The sequence below is a fragment of the Arthrobacter sp. D3-18 genome (assembly GCF_054408525.1).
The window spans coordinates 3651132-3668545 of the sequence record NZ_CP096440.1; the positions used below are offsets into that span (position 1 = coordinate 3651132).

Consider the following 17414-nt stretch of genomic DNA (forward strand, 5'->3'; position numbering starts at 1 on the left):
GTACATTATTTGTGATTTACATCGCATCAATCCTGCTCTAGTCTATTTTGGTATACAAGAACTCCGGAGCCAGCTCCTGATCACGAAACGAGCAGAACCGTTGACCCAGATACAGTCCGTCGAACCGAGCATCGGCAGCCCGCCGCTCCCTCCGGCAACGTCGCCGGAGGACAAGGCACCTGCCGAAGCACGTTCCCTCCTCGCCACAGCTTGGATGAGGATCCGGCGCAGCAAGATTGCCCTCCTCAGCCTGTGCGTGGTGGTGGCCATCCTGTTGTTCGCCATCCTGGCTCCCGTCCTGAGTGCCATGTCCGGCAACGACCCCTACACGTCAAATACCAGCCCCGAAGTTCTGGACGACTTTCAAACGCCCGGACTGCCGCTGCCCGGCTACATGTACCCGTCGGCCCAGCACTGGTTGGGCGTGGAGCCCGGGCTGGGACGCGATCTCTTCGCGAGACTCGCATACGGCGGACAGGTCTCCCTCACCATCGCCCTGCTCTCAACCGTTGTTTCGGTGGTCCTCGGAACCGTCCTCGGCGCGGCAGCCGGCTACTTCGGTGGCAAGACCGACGCCATCATCAGCCGCATCATGGACTTGTTCCTGGCCTTCCCGCACCTACTTTTGGTCCTCTCCCTGACGCCCATCCTGCAGTCACGGCTCAGGGATACGCCGCTGGGTGAAGGAAGCTTCCTGCCCATGGCCTCCTTGGTCATCATCCTGGGCTTCTTCGGGTGGGCGTACCTCGCCAGAATCGTCCGCGGGCAGGTGTTGAGCCTCCGCGAGCGCGAGTTCGTGGAAGCCGCCCGATCCTTCGGCGCCTCACACCTCAATATTCTCTTCCGGCAGATCATCCCCAACGTCATGGGAGTGGTCCTGGTGTACGCCACCATGCTGATCCCCACCAACATCTCGGCCGAGGCAGCATTGTCCTTCCTGGGCGTCGGCGTCAAGGACCCCACACCGTCGTGGGGCCAGATGCTCAACGCTGCCCAATCCGGCAACTGGTACCTCAGTGATCCGTGGTTCCTGGCTGTTCCAGGCATCATGCTCATCATCACCGTCCTGGCCTTCAACCTCCTGGGCGATGCCGTCCGGGATGCCTTGGACCCTAAAGCTTCGCGCCACTAACCCACATCCCTGCATCGCCTTCACCCCCTCACTAGGAGCATCATGAAAACCCCTGCAAGAGCTCTGGCACTTTCGGTGTTGATCGCCATGGCCGCTACTGGTTGCGGCGCCGGCCAAAGCCAGCCCAGCAGTTCCAAGCCCGCCGGGTCGGTCACGGAGCTGGCCCCCAACGTGGTCAAATCCGGATTCAATGGCAAGGGCGGCAATATCAACGTCCTGATGTCCTCCGATTTCCAGACACTGGACCCCGGAAACAGCAACTACGTTCAGACGGCCAACGTCGGCCAGCTCTACTACCGCACCCTGACCATGGCCAAGGAGACAGCCGGCCAGCCGCCAACAGTGGTCCCCGACCTCGCAACGGACACTGGCATGGTCTCGGATGACGGCCTCAGCTGGACGTTCACCCTCAAGGAAGGCGTGAAGTTCGAGGACGGAACACCCATCACCTCAGCCGACATCAAGTACGGCGTGGAACGCACCTTCGCGCAGGACGTCTTCACCCAGGCACCCCAAGAGCTGAACGCAGCGCTCGACGCCGGCGGGTACAAGGGGCCGTACAAGGATCCTTCGGCTGTGCTCCAGGCGGTTGAAACGCCCGATGACCGCACGGTGGTGTTCCATCTGAAAAAACCGTTTGCAGAGTTCCCGGCGCTGGCATCACGCTCCAACACGGCTCCTGTCCCGAAGGCTAAGGACACCAAGCTGGACTACACCAACCACCCGGTGTCCTCGGGTCCGTACATGGTGGAGTCCTATAACCGCGGCAAGTCCCTGAAACTGGTCCGCAACCCGCACTGGGATCCCGCCACGGACCCCAACCGCTCCGCGCTCCCGGACACTTTCAGCTTCTCGCTCTCGACTTCCCAGGCCACCATCAGCCAGCAACTCCTGGCCGACTCGGACCCCAATGCCATCACTTTGGACTCCAACGGCGCGCTTCAGACCTCTGACTCCGCCAAGCTGGCAGACGCCAAGGTCAAAGACCGGGTGGCCTCGGGTCTCCTGGGTTGCAACGACGTACTGAGCTTGAACACGGAAAAGATCAAGGACCCGGACGTCCGTAAGGCGATCGCGTTGGCCCTGGACCGCCAGTCCATCCTGGTGCAGTATGGCGGACGACGCTTTGGTGAAATCACGCAGAGCCCGCTGAACTCCAAGATGCGCGGCTATGTGGAGACCGAACTGGAACTGGACCCCGCTGGAAAACCAAAACTGGAAGAAGCCAAGAAGCTCTTGGAAGGCAAGGACTTCCCCAAGACCTTGACTTACGGTTACGCCAACAACAGGGATGCCTTCAAGAACACCGGCACAGTTGTCCAGCAGAACCTCAAGGCCCTGGGCATCGAGGTTGAACTGGTTCCGATTCCGGCACCCAACTACTACTCCGTCCTGGCCAGTGAGCAGCTGCCGGACATGGGCCGTTCCGGCTGGTGCGGCGGAGCCGACCCGGCTTCAGTCCGAACCTCCGCGGATCCCCTGCTGGGACCCAACAACGAGGGCACCAGCTACGGCTTCTCCAACACGTCCCGGTACTTCGATCCCGTAGTTTCCAAGGCCATGTTCGACCTGCGAAATACAGACGGCAGCTCCGAGGAACTTGGCAAGAAGTGGTCCGAGGCGTTCGGCTCAGCCCTGAAGACCTACCCCATCATCCCGCTCATCCGCAGCCACACCAACAGCGTGGTGGGTTCCAACGTCCGCAATGCCCAGGTGGGCTACTTCTTCGGCGGCATCGATCTCTCGATCGTCGGCGTCGAGCAATAACCGGGCTTCGTCAACTAATCGGGCATAGTCAACTAATCGGGCATAGTCCAGAAGGAGAAGCGGGCCGCACGCATCAGCGGGCGGCCCGCAAACCACCACCATGATGACTTTCATTCTTCGCCGGACCGGCTCGTTGGTCCTGCTTCTCGCCGCGGTCAGCTTCATCACCTTCACGCTTTTCCAGCTCGGCCCCTCTGATCCCGCAGCCGCTGCCTGTGGGCAGGAATGCACGCCGGAACGAGTCGCCGAGGCCCGCGTTGCCTTGGGCATGGATCAGCCCTTTTTCGTCCAGTACGCCGACTACATCCGCGGGCTCTTTTCGTCACGAATGATCGGCGCCCCGGGTGCGCAGACTCTGTGCGAATGGCCGTGCCTCGGAAAGTCCTTCCAAACCAATGAGAACGTAGCCGACATCATCGGCCGTTCACTCCCCTACACCTTCTCCATGGCCATCGGCGCGCTGGTGCTGTGGACCATCACCGGCGTCGGGCTTGGCCTTCTGGCCGCCCTCCGCAAAGGCTCTCCCGTGGATAAGTTCATTGTGGGCGCCGCCTCCGTGGGCGTTTCACTGCCGATCCCCGTCACAGGCCTGTTCCTGCTGCTCCTGTTCGTCAACCAGTTGCACCTTTTGCCCTTTACTACCAATGAGATCAACAGCCCGTTCGGTCCCCAAGGGCCTGGAGCCTGGGTGGCCAACTACCTGCTGCCCTGGATTGCGTTGGCGGTGCTCTTCAGTGCCTCCTACATCCGGGTAACCCGCACCAACATGATCGAGACGTTCGGCGAGGACTTCATCCGGACGGCCCGCGCCAAGGGCCTGGCACCGCGGACGGTCACGTTCAAGCACGGCGTACGGGCAGGCATCACGCCGGTCGTGACCATGTTGGGCATGGACATCGGCTTGTTGCTGGGCGGGGCAGTCCTCACCGAACAGATCTTCTCTGTCCCCGGCCTGGGCTTCACGGCCGTACACGCCGCCATTTCGGGTGACCTCCCCGTCACCATGGCCATCACCATGCTGGCCGCGTTCTTCGTCATCGTGGCCAACGTCGTAGTGGACCTCGCCTACGCCGCCATCGATCCCCGAGTGAGGCTCCAATGATCCAGTTGCATACCACTACCAAGACGGCGAGCGCCCTGGCTGGCAGCACCGCCACCGTCCCGTTTCTGGAGGTCCGCGACCTTACCGTGAAGTTCCCTACGGATGACGGCGTTGTCTCCGCAGTTAATGGGATGGACTTCTCGCTGGATCGCGGCCAGACCCTAGGCATTGTGGGCGAGTCCGGTTCCGGAAAATCCGTTACCAGCCAGGCCCTCATGGGCCTGCTCAAAGGCACTTCGGCGCAGGTCACCGGCCAGGCGCTATTCCAAGGCAAGGACCTGGTCACCCTGCCCGAGTCAGCGATGCGGCCGCTCCGTGGCCGCAACATCGGGATGATTTTCCAGGATCCCCTCTCGGCACTGCACCCTTTCTATACCGTGGGACACCAGATCGCCGAGGCATACCTGGTCCACAACAAGGCGAGCAAAAAGCAGGCCCGGGCTGCCGCCGTCGACATGCTGGGAAGGGTGGGTATCCCCAGCCCGGAACAGCGCTACGATGAGTACCCCCACCACTTCTCCGGCGGCATGCGCCAGCGTGCAATGATCGCCATGGCTCTGATCTGCGAGCCTGAGCTCTTGATCGCTGATGAACCAACAACGGCTCTGGACGTGACGGTTCAGGCGCAGATCCTGGACCTCATGTCAGAGCTCCAAGAAGAAACCAACTCCGCGTTGATCCTCATCACTCACGACCTCGGGGTGGTGGCTGAAGTCTGCGACAACGTGCTTGTCATGTACGGCGGGCAGTGCGTCGAATCCGGGCCAGTCGACGAAATCTTCTACGACACCCAGCACCCCTACACCTTGGGCCTGCTCAACTCGATGCCCACCCTGAACAGCGCATCGGGCCAGCTGAACCCCATACCCGGCCAGCCGCCGTCGCTCCTTGACCTGCCCAAAGGCTGCATCTTCAGCGCAAGGTGCCAATACGCAGAACTCGCCGGCGACGGTATCTGCGCCAGCCAGCGGCCTGAACTGCTGGTTGAGGAAGGGCACGGCAAGCGCTGCCATCTGAGCGGCCCGCAGATCATCACCATTCGGAATTCGCGTTAGGACCTGCCATGGAACATCAGCCAATCCTCCAGGTGGAGAACCTGCAAAAGCACTTCCCGCTGAAGGGAGGCCTGCTTCCGGGAGCCGCGAAGCGCTCAGTCAAAGCGGTCGACGGCGTATCGTTCAGTCTCGCCCGAGGCCAGACTTTGGGTCTCGTGGGTGAGTCCGGGTGCGGTAAATCGACCACTGGCCGGATGGTGGCGCGTCTTATGGACCCGACGGGCGGGCGGATTCTGGTGGACGGCGAGGACATCAGCCAGCTTCGAGGCAAGGATCTGTATAACTTCCGGCGCAAAGTCCAGATGATCTTCCAGGACCCCTTCGCGTCCCTGAATCCGCGGCAGACAGTGGGTACGGCCATCGCAGCTCCCATGGTGGCGCAGAAGATGAGTCCGCCCGGTGGCCTTAAGAACCGGGTGAAGGAACTACTGGACCAGGTGGGGCTCAATCCGGAGCACTACAACCGTTTCCCGCATGAGTTCTCCGGAGGCCAGCGTCAGCGCGTGGGTATTGCCCGGGCAATTTCCCTGAATCCGTCAGTGATTGTGTGCGACGAACCAGTGTCCGCGTTGGACGTCTCAGTGCAGGCACAGGTGGTGAACCTGTTGCAGCAGATCCAGCGCGACACCGGCGTTTCCTACATCTTCATCGCGCACGATCTCTCTGTGGTCCGGCACATCTCCCACGAAGTCGCTGTGATGTACCTGGGCAAGATCGTAGAGCAGGGGCCTCGGAACGCGTTGTTCAGCGATCCCTTGCATCCGTACACCAAGGCATTGCTCTCGGCAGTGCCCCTGCCGGATCCCCGGGCAGCACGTGAACAGGTGAAGATCCGGCTTCGTGGCGACCTCCCCTCGCCAGCCAACCCACCCAGCGGCTGCGTCTTCCGGACACGGTGCCCGCTTATTGGCACGCTTCCCGACGAACAGCGCCAAAAATGCATGGACCAGATCCCCACACCCGCCAAGCCCGAGGCGCCCGCCTGCCACCACACAGGTATGGCCGCGACGGTGCTGGCGGGCGTGCAATAGAAGCAGGCAATAGATTCACTATCAAAGGAGTAACCATTGAATACCCTGATCCGCGCCGTCCGCCCTTGGGGGCAAGCGCTCAGCGACGTCACCCTGGTGGCGGGCGAAGCAGGCGGCAAGATCACCGCCGTCGAACCGCATGATCCGGCCCGTGTGGTGCCAGGCGGCGTTACGGTGGTGGAAGGCCGCGGACGTTTGCTGCTCCCGTCCTTCTCGGATGTCCACGTTCACCTTGATTCCACCCGGATCGGCCTCCCGTTCCGTGAGCACACCGGAGGTCCGGGCGTGTGGACCATGATGATGAACGACCGTCAAAACTGGCGCAACGCTGAGGTCCCGCTGCAGGATCGCGTGAATGACACCCTCGCCCGGATGATCGCACGGGGCACTACTCGCGTCCGCTCCTACGCGCAGGTTGACGTGGACTGCAGGCTTGAGCGTTTCGACGCCGTTGCTGCCGCCAAGGAGAAGTTCGCAGGCCAGGCTTCCGTGGACATCATCGCTTTCCCGCAGGCTGGACTGTTGCTGGAGGAGGGGACGGTGGAGCTCATGGAAGAGGCGCTGAAAGCCGGCGCCAACGTGATGGGTGGCATCGATCCCTGCACCCTGGACCGCGATCCGGCGAAGCACCTGGACATCGTATTTGGCTTGGCAGAGAAGTATCAGGTTCCCATCGACATCCACCTCCACGAGCCCGGCGAATTGGGTGTTTTCAGCACCGACCTGGTGCTCGAGCGCACCCGGGCTTTAGGAATGCAAGGGAAGGTAACAATGTCCCACGCCTACCAGTTGGGCAGCGTTAATGAGGCCACTACGCGCAGGCTCATTGATGCCTTCGCGGAACTGGACGTGTCCTTGGCCTCGGTTGCTCCGTCTGCTGCTGGCCAACTACCCATCCCCCTGCTTACCGAAGCCGGCGTTCGTTTGGGCTTGGGCGAGGACGGCCAGCGCGACTACTGGTCCCCGTACGGCAACACGGACATGCTGGACCGCACGTGGCAACTCGCCTTCACCCACGGTTTCCGCAAGGACGAGCTGATCGAGCATTGCCTGGCCATTGCCACTATCGGTGGTGCGAGCATCCTTGACCCCGGCGCCACCAGGCTGAAGGACACCGCGCATCGTCCCGGCGTCGAGGTTGGCGATCCTGCGGAACTGTTGCTGGTGGATGGCGAAACCGTGGCTTCCACAGTGATGGACCGGGGCAAAGACCGGACCGTCATCCACGCCGGAAGAGTTGTGGCTGACCAGCTGGAACTGGTCTAGCCTCACTGGAACCCGCTCTTGTCCGATCTCCTCATCGTTGAACGCGGAGGAGATCAGACAGGGGCGGGTTTTTGCGTGCCCGGCTGCTCGCTACTCGCCTCTGGCCGTGGGCGCATCATCCAGCGGCGACCACCATGTCACAGCGGGAGTGACGGTGAAGCGACGGCCTGTCACTTCACTGGGTGTGATGCGGATGAACTGGTCCTTCTGGCCGGCTTCCCACGGGAACAGCAGGAGTCCGATGGTATCCAGCACGTCCTGCGTCAGCTTCACGGCCGACGCCTGACCCTTGACCACCACACTCCACGCCACCCCTGTTTCGGCGTTGACGCCGTCGGCTTCGATGGCCACAGGCGCGTCGCCCAGGGCTGCATGAAGTTTGGTCCCTTCACCGGTCCTGAACACCATGGTCCCGTGGTCAACCTTGTAATTCACGGGAAAGATGTCCGGGTGGTCATCAACCACGACTGCAAGCCTGCCCACTGAGACACCGCGGAGGAGCTCCCAGCATTCGTTGGTTTCCAGGATTTCCGTAGCAGGTGTTTCCGGCTGTTGAGTCCCTGATGGTGAGTTCGTCATAACGCCGAGGATACGCCGCAGCATAGCCTGCCGACAGTGGCCGAACACCATCTAACGGACTATTCACCCCTGCGTGCGAGGGTGAACAGTCCGTTGGAGGACGAATTTCGGCTCGATGGCTCAACGTTGACCACCGGCCCACGGATTGCCAGGAACCCGGCACCGGCCAGCACAACGGCTTCGGCGGCGAGCGCCCAGAACGTCAGCTCCCAGCCGCCTGTCATGGTGTGCAGTAACCCTGCGCCTAACGGACCGAGGGACGCCAACGCGAAGCCAATTCCCTGGCTCATTGCCGAAAGCTTTCCCGCAGATTGTGGTCCGTCGGATCGGATCACCACCAACGCCATGGCCAGCCCGAATCCGGCACTCTGGACAACCCCCAGAATCCCGACCATGAGGAACTGCAGCTCAACCGGCGATGTCAGGACTCCCAGCAGCGCGAGCGCCACGGACACGCCGAGCCCCGGGGCCATGATCCGCAGGATGGCAGGACGACCGGCCAGCACGGGTGCCAACAAACTTGCCGGTAGCCCGGCCAGGCTGAACCAAGCGAGCAGGGCAGCGGCATCGGCTGTTGCGAGCCCACGGGATACCAAAAACACCGCCAACCAGGACGTGATCGCGAAGTAGAGCATGGCTTGCAGGCCGAAGAACGCTGTCACCCCCCACGCGGTGCGCTGCTTCCGGAGCGGGACCGCCCGCTTTCCCGTGGCAGTCGTCGACGGCGCGTCCCCGCCCGGCGTCGTCACCGCGCCGCCCTTAGGCCCTCCTGTTCGGTGGATCAAGAAGGCTCCCAACAGTGCCGGAACAGCCCACACAGCCAGTGCTGATGGCAGGTTGCCGCCGAAGGCCTGCTCCAGTGGTTGGACCAGTCCGGCCCCAAGTGCCGCTCCGAGCCCGAATCCCATGGTGCATAGCCCTGTCCACCAGCCGGTGCCTCGGTTTGCTTTGACGATCTGGGGCACCAGTACACTCGCGGTCATGATTGCCATGCCGGCCAGGAACGTGCCCGGTAGCAGGAGTGCCGGCACGGTCGCCCGAACCACCAGGGCGGCAGCGAGAACCAGCAAGGCAAGAGCCACAGCCCGCCCAGTGCCGAATCGTCGAGCCAGCCAAGGCCCGACTGGACCGGAAATACCAAACGCCAGCACGGGCAAGGTCCCCAACAACGGCAGCAGCGCGGGGTCCAAGCCGAAAACTCCCGGAACCTGGTCCATGACCCCGGCGACGGTGGTAATCGCCGGTCGAAGGTTAACTGACACCACAACAAGTGCGAGCAGCACGAGGCCAGTCATCAACCTCGGATTCAATCCGGCCTCAGCCAACCGCTTCACACGCACGTCAATCCCCTCTTAGCCCGCTTGGTATACCAAGTTAAGACTAAGAGCTGATAAGCCGAAAGTAAATGCTGCGAAGTCGGGGGACTAAGATGACTCGCAGTACAACCACTGAAAATTTGGAATACCAAGCAGTGTCAGCGCGATCCGCAAGGGCTCTCGGAGGTGATAGAGCGTCAGACTCAAACACGAGGGACGTGATAGAGCGTCAGACTCAAACACGAGGGACGTGATAGAGCGTCAGACTCAAACACAAGGGACGTGATAGAGCGTCAGACTCAAACACAAGGAACGTGATAGAGCGTCAGACTCAAACACGAGGGACGTGATAGAGCGCCAGAGGGTCTTTTACCTGCGCCCGCAGGGCCGGAACGCGGCAGCGCGCGTCTAAGGGAGGAACGACCGAGCGCGCCGAGCGTTCCGGCCCTGCGGTACGCCTCAACGCCTGATCAGATAGCTTTCCCCGGGTTCAGGATCCCCTGCGGGTCGAACAGTTCTTTGATGCGCCGTTGCAGCTCCCGCACGGGCTCTGGCTGCTCCAGGCCCAGCCATCGCAGCTTGTATTGGCCAACGCCGTGCTCGCCCGTAATAGTGCCGCCCATATCAAGGCCGACTCGAATGGATTCGTCCAAGGCAGCATTCAGCCTCTTCAGGGCCTCCGCATCGGTAGCAGGGTCAACCCTGTCCATCCAGAAGGTGGGGTGCAGGTTGCCGTCGCCGGCGTGGGCTACTACTTTGAGGCGCACTTGGAAGCGGGCTGCCATCGCTTCGAGTTCGGCGACGAAATCTACCAGCTTGGAGCGCGGGACGGCGATGTCTTCACCTACCCTGAATTCGTCGTCCACTTCGACGCCGCGGCTGTTGCGTCGCATTTCCACCAGCATTTCGGCTTCGGCGCTGACTTCCGTGGTCACCGTGGCGCCGCCTTCAGCGAGGACCTGCCGAACGACGTCGGCCTCCGCGGCAGCACCGAAGCCGTCAGTCTGGATCAACAGCAAGGACTTGCCGCGCTTTTGGAGGTCTCCGCCATGGAGTTCGTCGAGCTGCTCCAAAGTGCCATTGTCCAGGAGCTCCATGATGGCGGGCTGTACCCTGGCCCTGCCCACGGCGAGGACTCCGGCGGCGGCGCTGCGGAAGTCCTGGTAGAAGGCAGCGATGGTGTGCACCTCGCGAGGCAGGTACTTCAGGCGGACGGTCACGCCCACTACGATTCCCAGCGTTCCTTCAGACCCAACAAGCAGCGCGGTCAGATCATAGCCTGCCACGCCTTTGAAGGTCTGATGGCCGGTGTGCATCAGTGAGCCGTCGGCCATAACAACGTCCAAGGCCAGTACGGAATCGCGTGTTACGCCGTATTTGGCGCAGCGCAGTCCTCCGGCGTTAGTGGCCACGTTGCCCCCGATGGTGGACATTTTGTAGCTGGCGGGGTCGGGCGCATACATCAGACCGTGTTCGGCGGCGGCAGCGTTCAGTTCGGCGTTGATAACGCCGGGTTCGACGACGGCGGTCTCGTCGTCGGGGTTGAGGTCCAGGATGCGGTTCATCCGTTCCAGGCTCAGGACGATACAGCCTTGGGTGGCGTGCGCTCCTCCGGAGACTCCGGTTCCGGCTCCCCGGGGAACGATCGGCACGTGATAGGCGGCGCAGCGGCGAACAATGTGTTGTACATCTTCCACTGACTCAGCCCACACCACAGCGAGGGGCAGGTGCCTTTCCAGCATTGGTCCTTGATCCACCGAGTACACGGTGAGGGTTTCTTCATCGCCCGCCACTTGCCCGGCCCCAAGTCCAGCTGCAAGCTCCTCCAGGAAAGTCCCCTGGATGGCAGGTGGCTGGGTGGCTTCCGCCCCGCCCACCGTGCGTTCCTTGATGCTTTCCCCTGATGTTCCGGCGATGGCCGTTTCGTCCGACAAGGCTTTCCCTCCACATGAGCACCGCGGACACGCCAAACCGGCAGTCTTCGCAGTCTTTTCATTGCCAGTCTAGCCAGAGCGGCATTGTCTCGGATGCCCTCTAGTGCACGGGAAGCGGGGTTCCGGGGATCGGCCAGACTGCCGCGGCGATACCGTCCGCCTGAAGACGGACACCTTCGACGCCGGATGGACCGGCAGTTGCCGATGCCACCATTCCGGAGTGGTGAAGTGGCGACAGAAGCAACGCCTCAAGCTGCGCGTCGCTAAGAACCGAATCGTCGAGGACCACATTGGCAGCGTCCCTCGAGACGAAGACCAGCACTGACGACTCCACGGTTTCCCGAACAAAGACCATGGCGTCGCCCTCTGCGTGCAACCATCTCACCCCGCCCTTAGTCAGCGCGGGCAGTTCCCTGCGAAGCCGCGCGAGGTTTGCGTAGACGGTCCGCAGGTCCTTGACCACGCGATGCTTGACCACAGCAGCCGGCTTACCGGCCGATCCCGAATCAGGCCATGGCATGGGAGTCCTGGAGTCCTCGCCGTTGAACCCTTCGAATCCGAACTCATCGCCGGCAAACAACACCGGAAGTCCCGGCAAGCAGAAGGTGAGCACCGCGCCCACTTCCGGGCCGCCGTCGACCATCACGGTTGCTGCACGCGCTGTGTCGTGCGTATCGAGGGCGTTCATGTTGTTTTGTCGCACACCCCAGCTAAATCCCGCTGCGAGGTCCTGGTGCGTCGCGAGGAACTCTTCAGCGGAGATCCTGTTGGGTCCGGACTGGGGCGAGCCGAAGAAGTTTACGTTCGGTGCGTCTTTTGCAAGCCAGGACCATAGCGGCCGGGTGAGATTGGAGTACGTCATGGCACCCTGCCAGTGCTCACCCGTAGCGTCGGGGGCGGCATCGGAGGTGGACTCAGCGAGCAGGGCCGCGTTCGGGTTGAAGTCACGCACGCGGTCAGCGATGAGCCGGGCAACTTCATGGTTGAGGTCTATCGCGCCCAGGCGACCCGTCATGTTGCCTACATCGATCCTCCAACCATCCAGGTTGAACGGCGGCTTGAGCCAACGGGCAACCACGGAATCATGGTCGGTCACGAAACGCCGGCGGAGGGCTTCCGAGGACCAGTTGAACTTAGGCAGTGACGGCACGCCCCACCATGACTCATAGCTGGAATGGTCCGGGCTGAAGTAGTAGTAGCCGGCTTCCTCTGATCCCGGATCGGCGAGCGCTTTGACGAACCACTCGTGGGCAGCGCCGGAGTGGTTCGCGGTGAGGTCTCCCATGACGCGGATGCCCCGCGCGTGAGCCGCTTCAACCAAATCCACCAACGCTTGGTCGCCACCCAGGAGCGGGTCCACAGAATCGAAGGTGGACGCGTCGTAGCGATGGTTGGAACGTGCAGGGAAGAACGGCGTCAGGTAGAGGACATCGACGCCCAGTTCCTGCAGGTGGTCCAGTTTGCCGGTGATCCCGGGGAGGTCTCCCCCATAAAACTGTGTGGAGGCTTGCTCGCCCGTCCCCACCACCGGCGTATCCCAGGAGCAAGCGATGGCCCAGTCTGGTGTGGGGTGTCCGTCTGCTTGGGTGGACCGGGCGAACCGGTCCGGGAATACCTGGTACATGATGCCCTTCCGCAGCCACTCCGGAGCAGGGGCGAATGCCGTCAGCCTGAAGTCTGCTGCATCCGAAACGTCCCTGGCGAACAGGCCTTGGGCGTTGAGGTTCCAGTAGCGCCGCCGCCCTGGACCGGCAACAGCGGAGGTACTGGTGACTTCCAGCAGGAAGCGGTACTTGGCCACGGGATTCGCCACGAGCATCGCCGCTTCCCACCAATCCCAGCCATCCGTCGAACCGAGCCGGATGGCGGCGTCGTAGCGGGGTTCACCGTCCTGGACTGAACGGACCCAGACTTTCGACGCCGGCCCCCAGCCCTGCGGTATGCGGACCCGGAGGCGAACGGTATCGCCGAGGGACACGGACCCAGGCATGGTGCTGGATACGAAAAGGCTCGAGCCGTCGTGGTGCGGAAGGGCGATTGGCATGGTTAGCCTTTCACTGAGCCGGCGGTAAGTCCGCTGACGATGTACTTCTGGAGGAAGAGGAACAGTGCCATGACCGGGATCGCGGCGATCACAGCCCCGGCCGCGAAGACACCCCAGTTCTCGGAGCGCTGCTGGGCCACGTAGGAGTAAAGTCCGACGGCGAGTGTCTGGCTGTCCGGATCCGTCAGCACCACGCTGGCGATGACGAACTCGCTGGAAATGCCGATGAAGGCCAAAAGACCCACAACCGCCAGAATGGGCGTAACAAGGCGCAGGATGATGCCGAAGAAGATCTGCACGTGGCTTGCACCATCGATCTTTGCGGCTTCATCCAGTGATTGCGGAACCGTGTTGAAGAACCCGTACATCAGGTAGGTGTTCACACCCAGCGCGCCGCCGAGATAGACCATGATGAGGCCCAGCTGGCTGCCCAGCCCCAAAGCCGGAATAACTTGCGAGATCCCGCTGAGGAGCAGGAAAATCGCGACGACGGCCAACAGTTGCGGGAACATCTGCAGCAGGAGGAGGGTCAAGAGCCCCATCCGGCGGCCTTTGAAGCGCATGCGGGAGAATGCGTAAGCGGCCATGGCGCCGAGGAAAACGGTAGCGGCGGACGTCACCGTACCTACCACCAGGGTGTTCACGAACCAGCGGCCGAAGGGCCGGGTGGGGTCGCTGAAGAGTGCCACGAAGTTGCCGGTGTCGAATCTGGAGAACAGTCCATTGGAACCCACCAGCGTGCCATTGGAATCGAGGGCAGCAGAGAGCACATAGAGGAGCGGGAACACGGCGAAGATGGTGGTGACGATGCCCACCACATGCCGCCAGCCTTTGTCCTTGAACCAGACCCCAAAGGGACGGCGCTTGGGAGCCAGCGGCGAGGGGCCGCCGTCGAACGTTGTTTCCTTGCTGGAGGCGAGTGTGCGTACGCTCATCAGTTCACGTCCTCGAGTGCTTTGGTCTGCTTGAAGCTGATGGCCGAAATGGTGGCCACGATGATGAAGATGATGATGGCGAGCGCGCTGGCCAGGCCGTAGTCGCGCCCCGTGCCTTGGCCGAACGCCACTTTGTACACCAGCGTGATGAGGATGTCGGTGGACCCGATATCGCGGTCAGTGTCCGCGAAGCGCGGCCCACCGCCGGTGAGCATGTAGATGACGTTGAAGTTGTTGAAGTTGAAGGCGAAGGAAGAAATGAGCAGCGGTGCCACGGATACCAGCAACAGGGGCAACTTGATGGATCGGAACACCCGCCAGGCAGAGGCTCCATCCATACGGGCTGCCTCGTCGATTTCGGAAGGCAGGGATTGCAGGGCGCCCGTGCAGACCAGGAACATGTACGGGAAGCCGAGCCAGACGTTGACTACCAGCACGCTGATTTTGGCCAGGACCGGGTCCGTAAGCCAACCGATGTTCGCGCCGCCGAGCAATGTTTGGTTCAGCCAGCCGAACTCGGGGTTGAGGATGCCGGACCACACCAAGCCGGACAGGAAGGCGGGGAAGGCGTAGGGCAGGATCATCAGGATCCGGTACGCCTTCTTGCCCCGGAGGTCCTCACGGTTGAACGTCATTGCCAGGAAGAGGCCCATCACAAAGGTGAGGGCGACGGACGCGATGGAGAAGGTGAACGTCCAGAAAATCACGCCCACCAGCGGTCCGCGAAGGCTGGGATCCGTGAAGGCCCGGACGAAGTTGTCCATGCCCACATCGATTTTCCAGCCGGTGGCCAAGGTCTCCCCGTTGGCACCAGCAAAGGCGCCCTTGCCGTTGTCGCGGTATTCCGTGCCGGTTTCGGTGTCCACGAAGGTGTCCGTGGCGGCATCGTAATTGAGCGCCGGTTTGAACTGGTAAGCCGTGCTGCCGTCTGCTGTACGCAGCGTTCCATCGGCCGGATCATCCGAAACCGGGACCGTGATCTTCAGGATCTCCTGCTGGTTGGCCACGATTTCCTGGAACTTCAGCGTCTGGTAGCCCGGCAAGGAGTTGGCCTTGCCTGTTGAGTCTTTGCCAGCGTCGGGGGCTTCGGCGAGCGGATCTTCGCTGCTGCCGAGTTGCGCCTTTCCTTCCGGATCGGTGAACAGCAGATAGAACTCGTTGTCCTTGGTCAGCACGGATGCCTTGTAAGCAGGCGAATCCGGGACGCGTTTCTGCGCTGTCAGCTGGATTGCCGAAATGGCATCGTTCTTGGTGCTGTTGTGCCCATCGCCGTAGTTGGTGAAGGCGATGTAACCGCTGAACACCACCACCAGGACTTGGAACACCAGCAGGAACAGCACCCCGGGAGCCAGGTATTTGGCCGGGAGCCCGCCCTTGCGGAGGTAGATCCAGTTAATGGCCAGAACCACCAGGGACGACACCGCCAGTGCCGCCCACGACTGGCTGAGGAAAAGCATCATCAGGACGTACACCGCGAAGGCATCCACAAGTCCCAGCAGGACAACTTTGAGAATGGTGCCCTTGAGGGAATCCGGATGGCGTGCGGGCTTGGCTGGGCGCGCGGGTTTGGCTGGGCGGCTGGCGCTGCTGTTGGCGGCCTCAGCCGGGGCCCCTTGGCCTTGACTTGAGGGCAGTTCGCGGAGATCTGGTTTTGGCATTGTGGATCCTTGGGTGAAGCGGTTGGCGGCAGGCAGGGCCGGGCGGTGGAGTGCCACCCGGCCCGGGGCAGACCGGTGGAGATATCCGGTTGCGGTGTTAGCCGCCGATCTTGGACTTGATGCTGTCGGCCATCTTGGTCCAGGCCTCAGCCGGATCGCCCTGGCCCTTGATGATGGCCAGTTCGGTAGCACCCCAGTCAGCCCACACCGCGCTCATTTCCGGGATGGCCGGCATGGGAACGCCGGTGGCACCGATCTTGCCGAACGCCTCCACGACGGGATCGCTTGCCGCCTTCTCGAATGACGCTTTGAGCGCCGGGGGCCGTCCGCCAGCTGCATACATGGAGTCCTGCGCCGACTCGGAGGTGAGGTAGTTGGTGACGAACTCGTTGGTGGCCAAGGCATTGGCACTCTTGGCGCTGATGAAGAATCCGTTGACGCCGATGAACGGCTGGGCTGGCTCGCCGCCGGCGGTAGGCAGCTCATCTACGGAGAACTTGATGCCCTTCTTCTGGACATCCGGAACGTTCCACGGGCCCGTCACGAAGTACGGGGATTCGCCGGCCAGGAACTTCTCCTTGGCAATGTCACCCGTGATGTTGGAGTTGATGATCTTCTCACCGGCGTCGCCCCAAGCAGCCAGCTTCTTGGCGAATTCGACGCCGGCAGCGTCACCGATGAGGAGCTGCTTGGGATCATATTCGCCGTCGGCGTTCTTACCGAAGACCTGCGAACCCATGGAGGACTGCAGCGGGTACAGGTGGTACGGATCGCCCTGCTTCGGGTCCATGCCCACCAGGAAGGGGAAAGTGGCTTTGCCATCTGCCACGGCCTTCTTACCGTTGGCCACTACTTCGTCCAAGGTGGCAGCCTTGCTGTCCACGATGCTGGTGTTGCGCAGCAGGGCAATGTTTTCGATGGCGTAAGGGACGCCGTAGACAGCGCCGTTGTAGGTCATGGCCTTGATGGAAGAATCCTGGAACTGTCCGGCTTTGTCTCCCAGCTCGACAGGTGCGATCACGCCGTTCTGGACGAACTTTCCAATCCAGTCATGGGGTCCGACAATCAAGTCCGGCCCCTGGCCGGTTGGCACCTGGGTGATGAAGTCGTCGCGCACAGCGGCGAAGTCCTTGACCACGAGCTTCACCTCGATGCCGGTATCGGACTTGAACTTCTCCGTGATGTCCTTCAATGCCGGGGAGCGCTCCGCGTCCACCCACATGGTGATGACACCGGCGCCTGCGGCCTTGAGGTCCGGTTTTGCGGCTTCCGAGCTTGGTGTGGTGGAGGCGCTTCCACCGCAGGCGCTCAGTGCCAAGGCTGCGGCAACGGAGAGCGCCCCGGTGGCGAAAACACGCCGGGTAGTGTGAGTCGCGAGGGTATTGTGCACCTTCATTGGTGTCCCTTTCGTTCTTTTTGCTTCGACGGCAAGGGCTTAGGACCCGTCGCATCGCCGGTGACATGGCTCACAACTGCAAGCGCTTCCACACACTACAGGGCTCGCGGCATATTTGAAAAGCCCACCCCTCCCGAGCAGCGCAAAGACAGCACCCTTAGGACTGGAAACGTTTACAACTTTGCGATTTCTCTTCTAC

13 protein-coding genes are annotated in these 17414 nt (G+C 62.1%); 6 read left to right on the plus strand and 7 right to left on the minus strand.

Features of this window, described 5'->3' with window-relative positions; all coding sequences use genetic code 11:
* The first annotated feature begins 100 nt into the window (after positions 1–100).
* From M1D89_RS18940 to M1D89_RS18965, 6 genes are all read left to right on the plus strand, one after another.
* The gene (locus M1D89_RS18940) at positions 101–1132 is read left to right on the plus strand and encodes an ABC transporter permease (RefSeq protein WP_498645920.1); all 1032 of its coding nucleotides are present in this window, start codon (positions 101–103) and stop codon (positions 1130–1132) included.
* Positions 1133–1174: 42 nt separating this feature from the next.
* Positions 1175–2899 (plus strand): ABC transporter substrate-binding protein, encoded by a 1725-nt coding sequence (locus M1D89_RS18945; protein ID WP_498645921.1) that lies wholly within the window; start codon positions 1175–1177, stop codon positions 2897–2899.
* Positions 2900–2999: 100 nt separating this feature from the next.
* Entirely contained in the window at positions 3000–4001 is a 1002-nt protein-coding gene (locus M1D89_RS18950; protein ID WP_498645923.1) for an ABC transporter permease, read from the plus strand.
* A complete protein-coding gene (locus M1D89_RS18955) occupies positions 3998–5056 on the plus strand; it encodes an ABC transporter ATP-binding protein (protein WP_498645926.1) in 1059 nt (352 codons plus the stop codon). The genes M1D89_RS18950 and M1D89_RS18955 overlap by 4 nt, the downstream gene beginning before the upstream one ends.
* 8 nt (positions 5057–5064) lie before the next feature.
* Complete coding sequence (locus M1D89_RS18960; RefSeq protein WP_498645929.1) at positions 5065–6087, plus strand: ABC transporter ATP-binding protein; 1023 nt, start codon at positions 5065–5067, stop codon at positions 6085–6087.
* Between the two features lie 36 nt (positions 6088–6123).
* Entirely contained in the window at positions 6124–7353 is a 1230-nt protein-coding gene (locus M1D89_RS18965; RefSeq protein WP_498645931.1) for an amidohydrolase family protein, read from the plus strand.
* A gap of 90 nt (positions 7354–7443) precedes the next feature.
* Here the strand turns inward: M1D89_RS18965 and M1D89_RS18970 are convergent, their stop codons facing one another.
* From M1D89_RS18970 to M1D89_RS19000, 7 genes are all read right to left on the minus strand, one after another.
* Positions 7444–7956, minus strand: a complete 513-nt coding sequence (locus M1D89_RS18970) for a pyridoxamine 5'-phosphate oxidase family protein (protein ID WP_498645934.1) — start codon at positions 7954–7956, stop codon at positions 7444–7446.
* A gap of 35 nt (positions 7957–7991) precedes the next feature.
* Positions 7992–9227, minus strand: a complete 1236-nt coding sequence (locus M1D89_RS18975) for an MFS transporter (RefSeq protein WP_498645936.1) — start codon at positions 9225–9227, stop codon at positions 7992–7994.
* Positions 9228–9718: 491 nt separating this feature from the next.
* Positions 9719–11182 carry an FAD-binding oxidoreductase gene (locus M1D89_RS18980; RefSeq protein ID WP_498645938.1) on the minus strand — a complete coding sequence of 488 codons (1464 nt, stop codon included), beginning with the start codon at positions 11180–11182 and terminating at the stop codon, positions 9719–9721.
* Positions 11183–11282: 100 nt separating this feature from the next.
* Positions 11283–13226, minus strand: coding sequence for a glycoside hydrolase family 13 protein (locus tag M1D89_RS18985; RefSeq protein ID WP_498645940.1), 1944 nt, complete (start codon positions 13224–13226; stop codon positions 11283–11285).
* 2 nt (positions 13227–13228) lie between these two features.
* A complete protein-coding gene (locus M1D89_RS18990; protein ID WP_498645942.1) occupies positions 13229–14161 on the minus strand; it encodes a sugar ABC transporter permease in 933 nt (310 codons plus the stop codon).
* The gene (locus M1D89_RS18995; protein ID WP_498645944.1) at positions 14161–15819 is read right to left on the minus strand and encodes an ABC transporter permease subunit; all 1659 of its coding nucleotides are present in this window, start codon (positions 15817–15819) and stop codon (positions 14161–14163) included. The genes M1D89_RS18990 and M1D89_RS18995 overlap by 1 nt, the downstream gene beginning before the upstream one ends.
* Positions 15820–15916: 97 nt before the next feature.
* Complete coding sequence (locus tag M1D89_RS19000; RefSeq protein ID WP_498645946.1) at positions 15917–17215, minus strand: sugar ABC transporter substrate-binding protein; 1299 nt, start codon at positions 17213–17215, stop codon at positions 15917–15919.
* Positions 17216–17414: the final 199 nt, after the last annotated feature.

What these genes read in the sequence shown, in the direction of transcription:
- M1D89_RS18945 (WP_498645921.1), top strand. Translation starts at nt 1,175, where the DNA reads ATGAAAACCCCTGCAAGAGCTCTGGCACTTTCGGTGTTGATCGCCATG.
- M1D89_RS18950 (WP_498645923.1), top strand. Translation starts at nt 3,000, where the DNA reads ATGATGACTTTCATTCTTCGCCGGACCGGCTCGTTGGTCCTGCTTCTC.
- M1D89_RS18955 (WP_498645926.1), top strand. Translation starts at nt 3,998, where the DNA reads ATGATCCAGTTGCATACCACTACCAAGACGGCGAGCGCCCTGGCTGGC.
- M1D89_RS18960 (WP_498645929.1), top strand. Translation starts at nt 5,065, where the DNA reads ATGGAACATCAGCCAATCCTCCAGGTGGAGAACCTGCAAAAGCACTTC.
- M1D89_RS18970 (WP_498645934.1), bottom strand. Translation starts at nt 7,956, where the DNA reads ATGCTGCGGCGTATCCTCGGCGTTATGACGAACTCACCATCAGGGACT.
- M1D89_RS18975 (WP_498645936.1), bottom strand. Translation starts at nt 9,227, where the DNA reads ATGACTGGCCTCGTGCTGCTCGCACTTGTTGTGGTGTCAGTTAACCTT.
- M1D89_RS18985 (WP_498645940.1), bottom strand. Translation starts at nt 13,226, where the DNA reads ATGCCAATCGCCCTTCCGCACCACGACGGCTCGAGCCTTTTCGTATCC.
- M1D89_RS18990 (WP_498645942.1), bottom strand. Translation starts at nt 14,161, where the DNA reads ATGAGCGTACGCACACTCGCCTCCAGCAAGGAAACAACGTTCGACGGC.
- M1D89_RS18995 (WP_498645944.1), bottom strand. Translation starts at nt 15,819, where the DNA reads ATGCCAAAACCAGATCTCCGCGAACTGCCCTCAAGTCAAGGCCAAGGG.
- M1D89_RS19000 (WP_498645946.1), bottom strand. Translation starts at nt 17,215, where the DNA reads ATGAAGGTGCACAATACCCTCGCGACTCACACTACCCGGCGTGTTTTC.